The organism is Kitasatospora sp. NPDC056181 (assembly GCF_042266225.1).
In the GTDB taxonomy this organism is placed as follows: domain Bacteria; phylum Actinomycetota; class Actinomycetes; order Streptomycetales; family Streptomycetaceae; genus Kitasatospora.
The window spans coordinates 39,497-55,035 of record NZ_JBHJUK010000025.1 but is presented as its reverse complement, the minus strand read 5'-3'; the positions used below and the strand labels follow the sequence as shown (position 1 = coordinate 55,035).

Here is a 15,539-nt window from a genome sequence, read left to right as displayed (position 1 = left end):
GGCGGGCCTCCGAGGACGGCATCCGATTATTCGCCGCTGCTCGCACCGGGCTCACGGGCCGGTGAACGGGCCGGTGCGCGCCGCGGGGTTCCGCCCTGCCGCGGGCCGGTGGTCACGGCCGGGGCGCACCGCCCGGAGCACCGTGCCCGGGGTCGAGCACCCAGTGGTTGACCCGCAGCAGCCGGCCCGCGAAGTCGACCTCCCGCTCGCCGGCCAGCCGGAACCCGAGGGTGCGGCAGATCCCGTTGGACGGCCCGTTGGTGATCGCCGGATGCGCGTGCACCGCGCCCCAGCGGCCGTCCCGGGCCGCCTCGTCGAGCACGGCCCGGACGGCCGCCTTGCCGAGGCCGCGCCCCTGGAACTCCGGCAGCACCATCCAGCCGATCTCGGAGCAGGCCGTGCCGTCCTCCTCCTGCGACCAGAGCGTGACGCACCCGGCCACCTCACCCGGCGCGGCCCCGTCCGGGACGATCATCTTGATCCACGACCGGTCCGCCACGGCGGCCTGGACGTCCCGCCGGACCTTGTCCGCGATGCCCTCCACCGGGAGGGGACCGCCCAGATCGGCCATCATCACCGGGTCGCACCGCATCCTGACGTAGGCGCCGACATCCCCCGGCTCGACGTTGCGCAGCCTCATCCCGGACTCCTTTCAAGGGGCGGTCATCGTACGGCGGGCCTCCGACAGCCCGGCCCTCTCCGACGGCCCGGCCCCCCTCCCACAGCGCGGCCCCCTCCGACAGTCCTGCCCCTCCACCCCTCCGGCAACCCGGGCCGGGGCACGCGTCGGGCGGGCATGATGCGGCCGGCGCGTACGTGGGCGAGCTCCTCGTCCGTGCGGAGGACGGCGCCCCGGCCGGCCTCGCTGTGACCTGCTGGTTCTCGGTCGTCTCACCGCGATGTCACCCAAGATCAGCCTCAGGTCGATGCCATTTCCTCGGCGGAGCGATGAGTCTGCGGCCGACCCACCGGGCACGAGGACTACAGGTGACGCCCGAGACCGACTCACGGAAGGCCGGCGCCATGCGGAAACTGATCTACGGCATGAACCTGACCCTCGACGGCTACATCACCGCGCCCGGCGACGACATCGGCTGGAGCGTGCCGAGCGCCGAGCTGTTCCAGTTCTGGTCCGACCAGTTGCAGGCGACCGACCTGACGCTGTACGGGCGCAAGCTGTGGCAGACGATGAGCTCCTACTGGCCGACCGGCGACCAGCAGCCCGACGCCACCCCGGCGGAGATCGAGTTCGCACGCCGCTGGCGGGACATGTCGAAGGTGGTGTTCTCCTCGACGATCGACGAGGTGGACTGGAACACCCGCCTGGTCACCGGCGACGCGGTCGCCGAGATCGCCCGGCTCAAGGCCGAGGACGGCGGCCCGATGGACATCGGCGGCGCGACGCTCGCCGGGGCGGCCATGCGGGCCGGGCTGATCGACGAGTACGTGCTGGCCACCGCGCCGGTCCTGGTGGGCGGCGGCACGCCGTTCTTCACCGTGCTGGACAGCTGGGTGAACCTGAACCTGGTGGAGACGCGGACGCTTCCCTGCGGCGTGATCCTGACCAGGTACGAGACGAGGCGGTGAGCGCCCGTCCGGGAGTCACGGGCCGTGTGCTCCGCGGGTGACACCCCCTGGGTGACCCGGACCTGGGTGACCCGGACCGCCGCCCGAGCCACCCGGAACGGGTGAAGCCCCTGAACTGCAAGGCTCATGGCAGTGGCAGTGGCAGTGGCATGTCTGCCAGAAGGCCTGCCAACCGCCGTGAGGTTCTGCCAAGGCTTTCGGGACCCTACGGCCGGCCCGGCGCCGTCACGGGCGGGCGTAGAAGTCCGGTGTGCCCATGATCCAGAGGCTGGCCTGCTTGACCGGCATGCCCGCACGCGGGGCCTCGATCATCTGGTCGTCGCCGATGTAGAGGCCGACGTGGTGGATGTCGGCGGCGCGGCCGGTGTCGGTCCAGAAGACGAGGTCGCCGGGGCGGAGCCGGCGGTAGCCGATCGGGGTGCTCTGGGCGTACTGGTCGGCGGCGAAGTGGTTGAGCTGCCGGCCGCCCTGGCGCCAGGCCATCATGGTCAGCCCCGAGCAGTCGTAGCCGCCGGGGCCCTCACCGCCCCAGATGTACGGCAGGCCGATCTTGGAGCGGGCGAAGGCGACGGCGGCGGCCGCGCCCTCCTCCGACCACGGCCTCCCGGCCGGCGACGGGCCGGGCGTGGCTCCCCCGGCGGCCTTCGCGGCCTCCGGCTTGGCGGCCTCCGCCTTCGCCGCTTCCGCCCCGGCGGCCTCGGCCTCGGCGGCCTCGACCCGGGCGGCTTCGGTCGCGACCGCGGCGGCCTCCGCGGCGGCCTTCTCCGCCGCCTCCTGTTCGGCCGCGGCCTTCTCGGCTGCGGCTCGGGCGGCGGCCTCGGCCTCGCGGGCGGCGATCGCCTCCAGCGCCTCGCGCCGCTGCCGCTCCAGCTCGACCGTGGTGTGGCGGGCGGCGGCGAGCTCGGTGAGGAGCTGTTCGCGGCGCCGGCCGGTGGTGACCACCTGGTTCTGCTGGGCGACGAGCCGTGACTCCGCCCGGTCCCGGGCCGCTCCGACCTCGGCCGCGGCCTTCTCCGCCGCCTCGGTCGCGGCGCGCGCGGCGGCCGAGGCCCGGGTCGCGGCGGCGGCGGTGGAGGTGGCCGCGTCGAGGATCTGCCGGGTGCGGTCGCTGGCCACGCCGACCACGGCCGCCTGGTCGGCGGCCTCGCGCGGTCCGCGGGCGCCGATCAGGGCGTTGATGGCGGAGAGTTCGGCGGTGGCGCCCTGGCGGTAGGTTTCGGCGGCCAGCGCGGCGGCGTCCTCGGCCGCCCCGGCCCGGTCGGCCTCGGCGGAGGCGGCCCGGCCGATCGCGGCGGACTCCTCGGCGCGGGCGCGGGTGAGCACGAGCTGGGCGCCGTTGTAGGCCTCCACGGCCTGTTCGGCGACCCGGCCGGTCCGGTCGAGTTCGGCCTTGGCGGCGGTGAGCCCGGCCTCGACGGCGGTGACCGTGGCGGCCCGGCGGTCGGCCTCGGCGCGGGCGCGGTCGACGGCCTCGGTGGAGGGGTACGCCTCGTCGGCCGCCGTGGCGCCCGGGGCCCGGTCCGGGTCGGCGGGGAGGGGCGCGGGCGCGGGGAGCGCCGCGGCGGCGGGGATCAGCCCGAGCAGGGCGGTGAGGGACAACAGGAGGGTCGGCAGCAGCCTGCGCACCACGAGACATCCCTTCTCAAGGTCGCGGACGGGCCGCCGCCGGGTGGCCGGCAGGTCGCACAAACCCGGCAAAGCGCCCCATCACGTGACGAATCGTTTACGCATCGCCATGTTCTCAAGCCGGGCGGCTTTCCCGTTCCAAGCCCGCACGGCCGGCCGGGTGACCCGTCGGATGATCCGACCGGGTCTCAACTCCGGCCGGACGCAAGGGGTATGCGAACTACCGGCGGATCCGGCGGGTGTGCGGCCGCAGGTGGGGGTGGCGGCCGGGCCGCGGCTCCAGGCCGGTCGGGCCCACCGCGTAGGTGCGGCTGCGCCCCGCCCGGACGGTGCGCCGGCGCTGCTGGGCTCCGCGCCGGGTGCCGGGCTCGCGGGCCCCGTGGACGGCGGCGCCCGTGCCGGGTCCGGGCCCCGCGGCGGCGGCCGAGCGGCGGTCGGCCAGCCGGGCGGAGCGCCGGGCCAGCGCGCGGGCCTCGTGCGCGTCGAGGTGGGCGGTGGCCCGGGCGGCCATCCGCTCGGCGACCCGGTGGGCGGCGGGGTGGTTGGCCGGGACCTTGTCCGGGGCGCCGGCGATCAGGTCGAAGAGCCAGGTCCGCGCGATGTCCGCACGCCGGTGCAGACGGCGCTCGCGCCGGATCGCGCGCGCCCGGCGGCGCGGGCGCGTCGCGTAGCGCCAGCGCGCCCACGGGCTGCTGGGCCGGGCCAGCCGGATCGCGCCGATCCAGGAGATACCGGGCACCATGATGCCGAGCAGGCCGGTCCACACCTTGCCCTTGAGCAGGGCCACCATGGAGACCAGCATGTTCACCGAGATCACCGTGACCAGCCCCCACCTGGTCTCCTGGCTGGGCACCACGCCGAGCGGCACGTAGCCGACCAGCAGCAGCGCGGTGAAGAGGATGCCGAAGATGACCGCGTCCACCGACTTGCGGCCCTGCTCGCCCCAGTAGACGTCGTCCAGGTGCAGGATCAGCGCGAACTCGTCCAGCACCAGACCGCAGCCGATGCCGAAGAGCAGCCCGAACACGTCGATCCAGGGGTGTCCGCCGTAGGTCGCGAACACCCCGATGCCGCCGACCAGCAGGAAGCCCAGGCCGAACACCATGTGGTGGATGTGCAGTCCGCCGGGGGTGACGTTGCCGGGCCACCAGCGCACCTGGGCCCTGATCATCCGCACGCTGAACCGGATGAAGACGAAGGAGGTGATGAACCCGACCAGCAGCAGGAACAGCGGTTGTTTGTGCGCGGCGACGATGTGCTCGCGGTAGCCGTCCAGCAGTGTGGTCATGCGTCTTACCTTCGTTCCTGGTCCTGCGTCGTGCGTGCCGCGACATGGCCCGGGCCGCCACCGGCCGGCGGGTGCGGCGTACCGTCCCCGGCCGACACCCCTCCAACGAGCACGGCGTGCGGTCCGGCGACCGCAGCCGGCGCGGGATCCGTCCACCGAGGTCCGTCCACCGAGGTCCGGACGCCGGGGTCCGTACGCCGTGCCGGACGCCGGGGTCCGTACGCCGGGTCCGTACGCCGCGCGCCGGGCCGGCGTCGGTCAGAAGCCGCGGGTGCGCTTGGCCGCCCGGCGCGGCACGACGGGCTGCGGCGGCAGCAGTTCGGCGCCGGCCGGCAGTTTCATGAAGAGCCGGGCGATCTCTCCCCCGAGGTTCACTCCGATCGCCAGCGCCAGGGCGATCGCGGCGGCCCGGGTGATCTGGACGATGCCGGCGGCGGAGTGGCCCTGGGCGAAGGAGAGCATGCCGAGGTAGAGCGCCGAACCCGGCATCAGCGGACCGATCGCCGCGGTCACGTACGGCAGCGCGGAGCCGTACCGGTAGCGGGCCATCAGCTGGCCGAAGAGGCCGACCAGGCCGGCCGCCACGCCGGTGGCGACGATCGGCGAGACCTGCGCGTTGTAGACCAGGACGCCGTAGCTGGACCAGCCGATGCCGCTGTTCAGGGTGACCATGCCGAGCAGGCGGCGGTCGGTCTGCAGCAGCATCGCGAAGGCCAGCGTCAGCACCAGCGCGGCGATCATCTGCACCGGCGGGTAGTTCACCCCGACCAGGCTCTCGTCCGGCCGGAGCTTGGCCTCGAAGCCGACCCCGAGGTAGAGGATCAGCATCACGCCGATGACGATGCCCGCCACCAGGTAGATGACTTCGAGCAGGCGGGCCGCGGCCGTGATGTAGAAGCCGGTCAGGCCGTCCTGGACGGCGGCCACCAGGGCCCGCCCGGGCAGCAGTGCGAACAGCCCACCGGTGATCACCACCGAGCCGTGCAGGTCCCAGTCGTTGAAGGAGAGGATGATGCCGGAGGCCGCCGCGGGCATCGCGGCCAGCACGAACTGGTAGAACTCCGGCAGGCCGCGACGGGCGATCAGCGAGGCCAGCCGGTCGCCGAGGACGGCCGCGATGAAGGCGCTGGCGAAGACCAGCCACCCCTTGTCGTCCATCCGCCCGCCGACCAGGAAGGTCGCCGCGCCGGCCAGCAGCCCGGTGTTCAGCGCGAGCAGCCAGGCCGGGTACGGGTGCCGGTTGCGGCGGATCAGGGCGAGGCGGCGGTACGCGTCGTTGACGCTGACCTTCTCCGCGGTGATGTCGGCGACCAGCTCGTACACCGCGTTCAGCCGGGTGTAGTCGGAGGTGCGGCGGCGCACCACCCGGTCCGCGGTGACCGGCGGCTCGACCAGCGAGGGCTGGTGCGAGATGCCGATCAGGGTGAAGGTGACCTGCGGTTCGCAGCGGTCCAGCCGGTACGCGTGGGCGATGCCGAGCATGGCCGCCTCGACGTCCTCGGCGGCCTCGCCGCTGGCCAGCAGCAGTTCGCCGATCCGCAGCGTCAGGTCGAGGATGCGCGGGACGTTCCGGGCGGCGGAGGGGTGCAGCTCGCGCGCGGTGCGTTCGAAGGCCGGGCGCTCGGTCATCGGCGTGCGCAGCAGGGTGCGCATCCGGTCCGGCCAGGGCGCATCGCCGGGGGCGCCGGGCTGGAGGGTCGGCACGGCGATGCCGGTGGGCGGGGTGTAGCCGGCCGCCTGCCACTCCTCGGGGGTGAGGGTGTCCTCGGCGACCGACCGCCGGCGGTGGACGGGGGCGAGCCGCTCGGACTCCTCCACCGCCGCCGGACCGGACCCGGCCGTCACCGGACCGGATTCCACGTCGGCGGTCCCCGGCTCCGCGTCGACGGGCGCACGCCCGGGTTCGGCGGCGGGCTCCGGGCTCAGCAGTCCCCTGGTCTCCGTGACCGGCGGGACGAGCGGGATCACGGTGGTCGGCTCGACGGCCGGGGCGGGGTGGCCGAGCAGCCCCTCGGTGGGCGGCGCGTCGGAGGGGTGGAGCGGCTGCGACCCCGGCGCCGGACGCGTCTGACGCGCCTGCCGGGCCCCCTTGCCGCCCCTGGCCCGCCTGCCTCCGCCCGGTCGGCCCCGCTTAGGCACTTCCGCTCCTTGCCGCCCCTGGTGGCGCCGGGGTCACCGGGCCGCCGTCCGATCTCGGGTACACCTTGCCTGATCGAACTGCCGGACGCACATGTACGTCGCGGCGGGCGCCGGGGCCCGCGGGTGCCTACCCGGCGCGGTGGTGGGCCGGGGCCGACGTGCCGGCCCGGCGGGCGCGCAGGAGTTCGACCGCCACCGGCACCACCGAGAGCAGCACGATGCCGACCAGGATCGCCTCGATGTTGTCCCGGACGAACGGGATCCGGCCGAGGAAGTAGCCGAGCACGGTGACGCCGGCACCCCAGAGGACGCCGCCGACGACGTTGAAGACGACGAAGGTGCGGTAGTTCATCCTGCTCACCCCGGCGACGATCGGGGTGAAGGTCCGCACGATCGGCACGAAGCGGGCCAGCACGATCGCCTTGGGGCCGTGCCGGTCGAAGAAGGCGGCGGCCTTCTCCACGTTCTCCTGTTTGAACAGCCGGGAGTCGGGGCGCCGGAACAGGCTCGGCCCGACCTTGCGGCCGAAGAGGTAGCCGACCTGGTCCCCGGCCACCGCGGCGGCCACGATCAGCGCGCAGACCAGCCAGAGCGGCTGGTGCAGGTAGGTGCCGCCGGCCAGCAGCAGGCCGGTGGTGAAGAGCAGCGAGTCCCCGGGGAGGAAGAAGCCGATCAGCAGGCCGGACTCGGCGAAGACGATGGCCATGATGCCGATCGGCCCGAACGTGGAGATCAGATGGGTCGGATCGAGCCAGGACGGGCCGAGGGCGAGGCTGGTCACGGGGCAGACACTCCTGGAGGTCGACTCTTGGCAATGAAACAGTAAAGCATTTGCCAAGTACGCCTAAACCAGAGGGTCTGCCCCGGGACCGGCCCGCTTCCGCGCTACAGCCCGTACCGCTCGATGACCTCCTCGTGCCGGCCGGTGTCCGCGCCCGCCGCCTTGGCCAGGTCCAGCCAGGCGAGGGGATGCGGCCAGCCGCGGGTGAGCCGGTGCAGCAGGGCGTCGGCCTCGGCGGCGTGCGCCGTGGGCGGCACCCCGACGGCGGCGTAGACACCGGGCAGGAGGTCGCCGTCGTCGGCGGGGTCGGTGATGCTGTACTGCTCCCCGCTGTACGCCCAGACCGCGTAGCCGGCCTCCTGCAGCTCCCCGCGCAGCACGGCCCAGGCCTCGTCCCCGGGCCAGCCGCCGTCCACCCAGTAGGTGGTGTAGCCGGCCGGGTCGAGCAGGGTGAGCAGCGCGAACACCGGGCGCCAGCGCCGCCGCTCCTCCTCCGGTGCGTCCTCGGCGGGCGGCTCCTCCAGCAGCGCCGGGGCGAAGACCACCACGTCGCCGTGGTTGAGCGTCACGTCGTCGCCGAGCACCGGCAGGATGCGGGCGGTGGCCGGGCCGGTCCGGACGGCCGGGAGGTCGGCGGTGGCGCCGTTGGTCCGGGTGGCCCGGACGGTCACCAGCTGCCACTCCTCGTCCACCGGGCCCTCGGGCTCGTCGAAGTCCAGGCCGAGCAGGGCGCCGGTGGAACGGACCACCGCCCAGTCCCGGTTGGCGGTGGCGGCGGTGATCAGGTGCCAGAGGTCCGGCTCCTGGACGGTACGGTGCCGCTCCTCCTCCGGCGTGCCCTCGGCGGGCAGCGCGTGCTCCAGGATCTCCTGGTGGAACCGCTGCGCACGCGTGTGGTCGCCCAGCTCGGTGGCCGCGGCGGCGGCCAGCCGTCGGGTGTTGATCCGGTCCGGGTGGGCGTCCAGGATCGCCTCGCAGAGCTCGACCGCCTCGGCCCAGCGGCCCTCGGCGGCGGCCCAGCGGGCCCGGACCCAGTGGCCGCCGGCCGGGCCGGCCGACGCCAGCCGGTCGGCCAGGCGGCGCACGCCGTCCTCGTCCCGGGCCTCGATCAGGGCACTGCCGAGCATGCCGCTCAGCTGCTCGTTCGCCGGGTCGGCGTCCAGCTGCTCCCAGAGCAGGTCGGCGGCGGCCCGGGCGTGGCCGAGGCTGCCCAGCACCCCGGCCAGCTGCACCGCCACCTCGGTGGCGTCGGCCTGCCCCCGGCCGGTCTGCCCTCGCCGGCACTGGTCCAGGGCGGCGGCGAGCAGGTCGGCGCCGGTCTCGACGGGCACGCCCGCCGCGCCGAGGTACGCGAGCAGCCCCGCCGGCGGGACCACCAGCGCCGGGACGGGCAGCGCCTCGGCGGCGGCCCGCAGCGCGGCGACCTCCTCGGAGACGCCGTCCGTGCGGCGCAGCTGGGTGAGCTTGCGTTCGCCGGTGGCGGCCAGGGTGAGGGCGACGGTGCGGGCGTGGCGGGCCAGGGCGAGCCGCCCGGCGGCGAGCAGCAGGTTGACGCAGGGGCGGTGCGACCCGGTGCCGTCGAGGTAGCCGACCCAGCCGGCCACGGCGGCGCCCAGCTCGGCGTTGTTCTCCCACGCGCCGGCCGCGACCAGCAGCTCGACGGTCTCCGTCCAGGCGGGCCGCAGGTCGGCGTGGCGCTCGGCCTCCTCCAGGCCCGGCAGCAGCGCGAGCGCCTCCTCGGTGCGGCCGAGGGAGGCGAGCGCGCGGGCCCGTGCGAGGGCGCCCCAGCGCCGGTCGCTGTCGTCGATCTCCCGGCCGCGGGCGCGTTCGGCCTGCTCGGAGGTGTCGAGCAGGGTCAGCACCTCCTCGTGGCGGCCGAGCAGGTGCAGGGTGCCGGCCCGGGCGTGGTGGAAGTGGAGCGAGAGCCGCTGGCCGGCCGCCTGCATCCGGGCGGCCGCGGTGTCCAGGTGGCCGAGCGCCTCGCCAGGGCGGCCGTCGTCCTCCAGGGCGTCGGAGTACTCCCGGGAGAGGCAGTCGAAGCAGGCCCGGGACGGCTCGATCCGTTCCAGGGTCTCGCTCAGCACGGCGAGCCGCTCGGGCACGTAGCCGGGGCCGTCGACCCGGGCGTGGCAGATCGCGAAGTCCTGCACCACGCAGACCGACTGCGGGCAGTCGGCGGTCTCCTCGCGGTGGGCGAACTCCAGCAGGTCGACCGCCTCGGGCAGGGCCTGCTCGCCCTGGTGGCGCTTGTTCAGCAGGTTCTGCATCCGCCAGTGCCGCAGGTAGACCTCGACCCAGGGCAGGCCGAGCGACCGTGCGGCGGCCAGGGCCTCCGGGTAGACGGCGTCGAGCTGCTCGTTGCGCCCCTCGTTGGCGTGGCCGGGGAACTCGTAGACGGCGTCGGCCAGCCGCCGGTGGCCTGCCTCGGCCAGTTGCTCGTGGGTTTCGCGTACCCAGGCCCAGATGTCGGTGCTCATGCGCCCACCTCGCTTCGTCCGGCGGTCGCCCCGCCCGGCGTGCGCCTTCCGTTGATTCGCTCGCTCATGCCGCTTCCGTCTCCCCCTTGCGGGTCGTGCGCCGTGCTGGTCGGCAGTGTGGCCGTGGCCTCTGACATTCCGTTCGCGGGTCCGCCGGCGGTCGCGCCGGCGGCGGACCCGGCCGCCGACTCAGCCCTCGTCCGTGAGGCCGCCCGGGCTGTCCGGGACACCCGGCAGGCCGGCCGGGACGGCGGCGGTCAGGGCGGAGACCGCGGTGCCGATGCCGGCCAGTGCCCCGGTGAGGTCACCGCCGCCCCCGCCGGCCGAGGCCGCCGCCATGATCACCTTGAGCGAGCGGAGCAGCCCGGCGGCGGTGGCGCTGCCGGTGTGCCCGTCGCGGTAGGCGGTGAGCAGGTCCTGGACGGCGGGGCTGGCCAGGTTGAGGTAGAGCCGGGCCTTGACCTCGCCGTCGGTACGGGCGGTGAACGCCCGGGCCAGCCGCAGTGCGGCGGACGGGATCCGGGCGTCCGCCTGGTCGTCCTCGATCCGGGCCTTCAGCTCGGCCTCCCGGTCGGGGACGAGGACGAGCGGCAGGCCGGCCGGCTCGAACCGGGCCGGGACGAGCTGCTCGCCCGGGTCGGCCAGGGCGCCGGCCAGCCAGGCGGCCTCCTCGGCGGGCAGCGGGCGCTCCGGGTCGCGGAACAGCTCGCGGTTGCCGCGCTCGCTGCCCAGTTCGACGATCCGGCAGTCCCGCAGCTGGGCGTAGCGGCGCAGGAACGGCAGCACGGCGTAGCGGTCGCCGCGCGCGATCGGCACCTGCATCGCCCGGTAGAGCATCTCCTCGAAGCCGCCGCCGCCGCCGAGCGCGACGTGCACGGCGCCGCCGCCGGCGGCCCGCAGCGCGCCGGCCGTCAGGTCGCCCTGCGAGGTGGGCACCGGCACGTCGTCGGCGAGCAGGGTGAAGAGCCGGTCGTCGCAGAGCGCGGCGCCGAGCAGGTCCTGGCCGTGGCGGGCGAGGATGCGCCGCCAGACGGCGGGCCGCAGCCGGGCGGTCTCGTAGAGGCCGTCGACGACGGCGTCGGTGAGGACCCGCTGGAGTGCGCGGTAGTGCTCGTCGCGCTGGAGGTCCTCGCGGCTGGCGGTGGGGGTGAGCCGGCTGGACTCGACCACGCCGCCGATGAACCCGGCCCAGCTGGGCAGCAGGTCGCGGGCGTCGTCGGCGAGCAGCATGCCGCGGAGGTAGACGGCGAGGTCGCGGTTGTCGCTGCTGCCGTACGTGCCGCCGTCCTGGACCCAGAGCAGTCCTGCGGCGTCGCTGTCGCCCCCGGCGGGGTGGACGGGGAAGGCGGTGAGCGGTTCGAAGCGGCGGCCGAAGGCGGTGGCGAACCGCATCCGGGCGGCGTGCTGGTCGCCCTCGGAGGGCCGGCGCCAGGGCACCGGGACGGCGTTGACGGGCTGCTCGTCGTCGCCGACGTAGACCGGGATCGGCAGCAGCACGCAGTACCGGCCGAGCACCTCGCGCAGCGCGTGCTCGTCGGCGAGGTGGGCGTGTTCGTCCTTCAGTGACAGTTCGACGACGGTGCCGCCACCGGGCCGCGGGGCGGCCGGCTCGACGCTGTACTGCTCGCCGCCGAAGCTGCGGTAGCGGTGGCCGAGCAGCGGCTCGCGGTGCGAGGTGGTGGTGACGGTGACCTGGCCGGCGACCGAGAAGGCGGAGAGGAAGCCGAGGCCGAAGGCGCCGATCAGCTCCTCGTTGCCGGTCAGTTCGCGCAGCATCCGGGTGTAGCCGGTGCCGACGGTGGCGAGGTAGGCGTGGATCTCCGGCTCGGTGAGGCCGGCGCCGGTGTCCTCGATGCTGACGGTGCGCCGGCCCGCGTCGGCCCGCACCCGGATCATCGGCCGGTGGTCGCCGTCCGGGTCCTCCAGCAGGCGCCGGGTGTGCGAGTCGTGGGCGTTCTGGACGAGTTCGCGCAGGGCGACCAGCGGGGTGGAGTAGAGGTGGGTGGCGAGGACGTTCACCAGTCCGCCGAGATCGACCTCGGTCGTACGCAGATCCTCGGCGGGCACGGGGTCGGGCGGGAGACCTTCAGACATGGGTCCCCAGTGTGCCAGTGCGACTATCCGGCGACCATTTCTTTCTGGTGACCAGGGGCCGGTCAACCCGGCATTGACCGCGAGGACCGCCCGGCGGGCCCGCTCCGCGCCGTCCGGATGCGCCAACTCCACTGCGTACGGGCGGATCCGGCCCGGTTCGTGCAACCCGGCGCGCTCACCCCACACGCTTCGGACCTGCCGCCTTCATGACACCATCGGGCGAATTGCCACCCGTTTGGTGGAGTTCGTCCACGGCGCTGATGAATGCTGGTCGTGCGACGTCAGGCACCGGCGCCACGGAGCGGCCACTCCGGAAGGCGCCATTTTTCGCACACCACCCTTCAGGGAGACCAACGTGTCCCGTATCCGCGCAGCCGCCGCCGTCACCGCCCTCGGGGCCTTCCTCCTGGTCGGCTTCGGTGCCGCCACCGCGCAAGCCGACAACGGCGCCGGCGCCGACCACCACTCCAACAGCAGCGTCGTGAGCAACACCGGCTCCAACAACGTGATCGGCAACGTGGTCGGCAACGTGGTCAACACCCAGCAGACGGCCACCGGTTCGGGCGCCGCCAACCAGAACAACGGCCTCGCCGTCACCGGCAACGCCGGCGACATCGGCGCCCTCCAGGGCAACGGCAACCTCGCCGCCAAGGTGTACCCGCACGTCTTCTCCTAGGCGCACCCGGGGAGCACCCGGGCAGCCTCCGGGAAAAGCCCGGGAGCAGGAACCCCCGGAAGCCCCCGGAACGCCCCCGCGCATCGCCCGCCCCCACGTACCGGGCGCCGGGCCGGGTGCCCGCCCCCGCACATGGGGGCGGGCACCCGCTCACGTCTGCGCGGGCACGCCCAGGACGGCCCGGCCCAGCCGCCGCAGGCAGTCCCCGAGGTCCGGCCGCTCGCTGTACGGGCGGTTCCGCACCCCGTCGTTGACCAGGGCGAACAGCGCGTGCACCCGGATCCGGGCCTCCGCCGCATCGCACTCCGGGCGCACCCGGCGGAGCAGGTCGACCCAGGTCCGCAGGAAGTCCCGCCGGAAGTCCACCGCGGCCCGCCGGTCCGGTGCGGCCAGCCGCTCGGTCTCGCTCAGCATCGCGCCCAGGTAGTCGCCGTTGTGCCGGGCGAACCCCACGTACGCGGCCAGCCCGGCCTCCAGCGCCGCCGCCGGCCCGGCCGCAGCGTCGATCGCTCCCGCCACCTCGTGCCAGAGCCGCTCCCGGCTGCGCACCAGCGAGGCGGCCAGCAACTGCTGCTTGCTGGCGAAGTGGCGGTACACGCTGGGCCCCGAAATGCCGACCTCGGCGCCGAGTTGGTCGGTGCTGACGTTGTCGAACCCGTGCCGGTGGAAGAGCCGGACCGCCGCGGCGAGCAGCTCCTCCCGGCGCGGCTGCGGTCGCGGCCCGGCGACGGCCGAGGCCGTCCGGGGGTCCGGGGCGGCGCCGTCCAGCGACACCGCGAGCACCGCCGCCACCAGCTCGCGCAACAGCCGCTCGGCCCGGCGCGGCTGCGGCACGGCCGACTGGTAGGACAGGCCCGAGCAGACCGAGAGCGCCGACCAGCAGAGGAACTCGGCGTCCGCCGGGGGCAGTTCGGGCCGCTCGGCGCGGAGCACCCCGGCCATCAGGGCGGCGTCCGCGCGCAGCTCGCCACGGAGCGCGGCCCGGCGGGCCGGCGGCAGCAGCCGGGCGTCGCGCTGCATCAGCGTGCCGAGCGGCCGGTGCCCGACCGCGACCGCGGCCAGCGCGGCGCCGACGGCCTCCGTGGAGCCGGCCGCGTGGAGCGCCGTGGTCAGCTCGCCCAGTCCCAGCCGCACGACCCGGTCGAGCAGCTCGGGCTTGCCCCGGAAGTGGCGGTAGAGGGCGGGCGCGGTGATGCCCACCCCGGCGGCGACCTCCGTCATCGACACCTGGTGGTACCCGCTGCGGTGGAAGCGCTCGGCGGCCACGGCCAGGATCTGCGCCTGCCGGGCCGGCGCGGGCGGCCGTCGCACCACCATGCCCGCACCCCCTCGCCCCAGCTGTCGTCCCATGTCGCACACAGGCTAGCAAGGATTCACTTCAGCGGGCCCGAGGCCGGCAATACCAGCATTGATCATGGGAGAATCACGGTCCTCCGACCCTGGACAGCCGAAGCTACCCGGGAATAACTTGTGGAGCGATCACCTGGTACCACCGAAGGGAGCGCCGTCGTGCGCCGCACCGTGTTCACCGAGGACCACGAGGCCTTCCGGGAGACCATCCGGGACTTCGTCGCCAACGAGGTCGTGCCCGTCTACGAGAGCTGGGAGGCCGACGGCCACCCGCCGCGCGACTTCTACCGCAAGCTCGGCGCGCTCGGGATCTACGGCATCGAGGTGCCGGAGGAGTACGGCGGCGCCGGCGAGAGCGGGTTCAAGTACCAGGCGGTCATCGCCGAGGAGACCGCCCGCGCGGGCGTCAGCTTCGGCTCCTCCGGCGTGCACACCGGCCTGGTGCTGCCGTACCTGCTGGAGTACGCCACCGAGGAGCAGAAGCAGCGGTGGCTGCCCGGTTTCGTCTCCGGCGACATCATGACGGCCATCGCGATGACCGAGCCCGGCGCGGGCTCCGACCTCGCGGGCATCACCACCACCGCCAGGCTCTCCGAGGACGGCACGCACTACGTCCTCAACGGCGCGAAGACCTTCATCACCGGCGGGGTGCTCGCGGACCTCGTCCTGGTGATCTGCCGGACGTCCCCCCACGACCCGGAGAACCGCCGGGCCGGCCTCTCGATCCTCTGCGTGGACACGGCCTCCGAGGGCTACACGGTCGGCCGCAAGCTGCAGAAGATCGGCCTGCGCACCTCGGACACGGCCGAGCTGGCGTTCAGCGACGTCAAGGTGCCGGTGGAGAACCTGCTGGGCGAGGAGGGCAGGGCCTTCTCCTACCTGACCCACAACCTGGTGCAGGAGCGGCTGGCGATCGCGGTCGGCGCGTACGCGGCCTCGGCGGCGGCGGTCCGGTTCGCCATCCAGTACGTCAAGGACCGCAAGGTCTTCGGCAAGACGGTGGCCGAGTTCCAGAACACGAAGTTCACGCTGGCCGACTGCGAGGCCCAGGTGGTGGCCCAGCAGTCGATGGTCGACCGCGCACTGGAGCTCTACCAGCACGGCGGGCTGACCGTCGCGGACGCGGCCGCGGCGAAGCTCTTCTGCACCGAGTCGGCGTCCGGCGTGATCGACAAGTGCCTTCAGCTGCACGGCGGCTACGGCTACATCCTGGAGTACCCGATCGCCCGCCTCTACACCGACAACCGGGTGTTCCGGATCTACGGCGGCACCAGCGAGGTGATGCGCAGCATCATCGCCAAGTCGCTCGGCTTGTAGAGGGCCTGTCCTCGAACAGGCCCTCGGGCCCGGACGTCGTTCGAGGGGTGCGACGTCGTGTGAGGTGCGGACGTCGCGTGAGGTGGGGGCGGCGTCCGCAGGTGCGGGCGGCGGGGGGGCCCCCCCCCCCCGGCCCCCCCCCCGCCCCGGAAGGTGGGGGGCCCGGGGGGCAGGGCCGCCCAAACCACCCCCCCCCCCCCCCCG

At 74.4% G+C, this 15,539-nt stretch carries 11 protein-coding genes; 3 read left to right on the top strand and 8 right to left on the bottom strand.

Annotated elements, in window-relative coordinates; translation table 11 throughout:
• Positions 1-112 precede the first annotated feature (112 nt).
• Positions 113-640 carry a GNAT family N-acetyltransferase gene (locus ACFC1F_RS12820; protein WP_376157707.1) on the bottom strand — a complete coding sequence of 176 codons (528 nt, stop codon included), beginning with the start codon at positions 638-640 and terminating at the stop codon, positions 113-115.
• 383 nt (positions 641-1,023) lie between these two features.
• On the opposite strand from ACFC1F_RS12820, the gene ACFC1F_RS12815 reads away from it, so the two are divergent.
• Positions 1,024-1,587: a dihydrofolate reductase family protein gene (locus ACFC1F_RS12815; RefSeq protein WP_376157705.1), complete on the top strand. Its 564-nt coding sequence runs from the start codon at positions 1,024-1,026 to the stop codon at positions 1,585-1,587.
• Between the two features lie 225 nt (positions 1,588-1,812).
• Here the strand turns inward: ACFC1F_RS12815 and ACFC1F_RS12810 are convergent, their stop codons facing one another.
• From ACFC1F_RS12810 to ACFC1F_RS12785, 6 genes are all read right to left on the bottom strand, one after another.
• Entirely contained in the window at positions 1,813-3,216 is a 1,404-nt protein-coding gene (locus tag ACFC1F_RS12810) for an NlpC/P60 family protein (protein ID WP_376157703.1), read from the bottom strand.
• A 217-nt stretch (positions 3,217-3,433) separates the two neighbouring features.
• Positions 3,434-4,501 (bottom strand): hypothetical protein, encoded by a 1,068-nt coding sequence (locus ACFC1F_RS12805; RefSeq protein ID WP_376157702.1) that lies wholly within the window; start codon positions 4,499-4,501, stop codon positions 3,434-3,436.
• A gap of 258 nt (positions 4,502-4,759) precedes the next feature.
• Complete coding sequence (locus ACFC1F_RS12800; RefSeq protein WP_376157701.1) at positions 4,760-6,640, bottom strand: threonine/serine exporter family protein; 1,881 nt, start codon at positions 6,638-6,640, stop codon at positions 4,760-4,762.
• Positions 6,641-6,767: 127 nt separating this feature from the next.
• On the bottom strand, positions 6,768-7,421 hold the full coding sequence (locus ACFC1F_RS12795) for a DedA family protein (protein ID WP_376157699.1): 654 nt from the start codon (positions 7,419-7,421) through the stop codon (positions 6,768-6,770).
• Positions 7,422-7,525: 104 nt separating this feature from the next.
• Positions 7,526-9,898 carry a hypothetical protein gene (locus ACFC1F_RS12790; protein WP_376157697.1) on the bottom strand — a complete coding sequence of 791 codons (2,373 nt, stop codon included), beginning with the start codon at positions 9,896-9,898 and terminating at the stop codon, positions 7,526-7,528.
• A 189-nt stretch (positions 9,899-10,087) separates the two neighbouring features.
• Positions 10,088-11,992, bottom strand: coding sequence for an ATP-binding protein (locus ACFC1F_RS12785; protein WP_376157695.1), 1,905 nt, complete (start codon positions 11,990-11,992; stop codon positions 10,088-10,090).
• A gap of 355 nt (positions 11,993-12,347) precedes the next feature.
• Here ACFC1F_RS12785 and ACFC1F_RS12780 point away from each other — a divergent pair, with 355 nt between their 5' ends.
• On the top strand, positions 12,348-12,668 hold the full coding sequence (locus ACFC1F_RS12780; protein ID WP_376157693.1) for a hypothetical protein: 321 nt from the start codon (positions 12,348-12,350) through the stop codon (positions 12,666-12,668).
• A 150-nt stretch (positions 12,669-12,818) separates the two neighbouring features.
• On the opposite strand, the gene ACFC1F_RS12775 is transcribed toward ACFC1F_RS12780, so the two are convergent.
• Positions 12,819-14,018 (bottom strand): TetR/AcrR family transcriptional regulator, encoded by a 1,200-nt coding sequence (locus ACFC1F_RS12775; RefSeq protein ID WP_376157691.1) that lies wholly within the window; start codon positions 14,016-14,018, stop codon positions 12,819-12,821.
• Positions 14,019-14,177: 159 nt separating this feature from the next.
• Here ACFC1F_RS12775 and ACFC1F_RS12770 point away from each other — a divergent pair, with 159 nt between their 5' ends.
• Positions 14,178-15,335, top strand: a complete 1,158-nt coding sequence (locus ACFC1F_RS12770; RefSeq protein ID WP_376157689.1) for an acyl-CoA dehydrogenase family protein — start codon at positions 14,178-14,180, stop codon at positions 15,333-15,335.
• Positions 15,336-15,539: the final 204 nt, after the last annotated feature.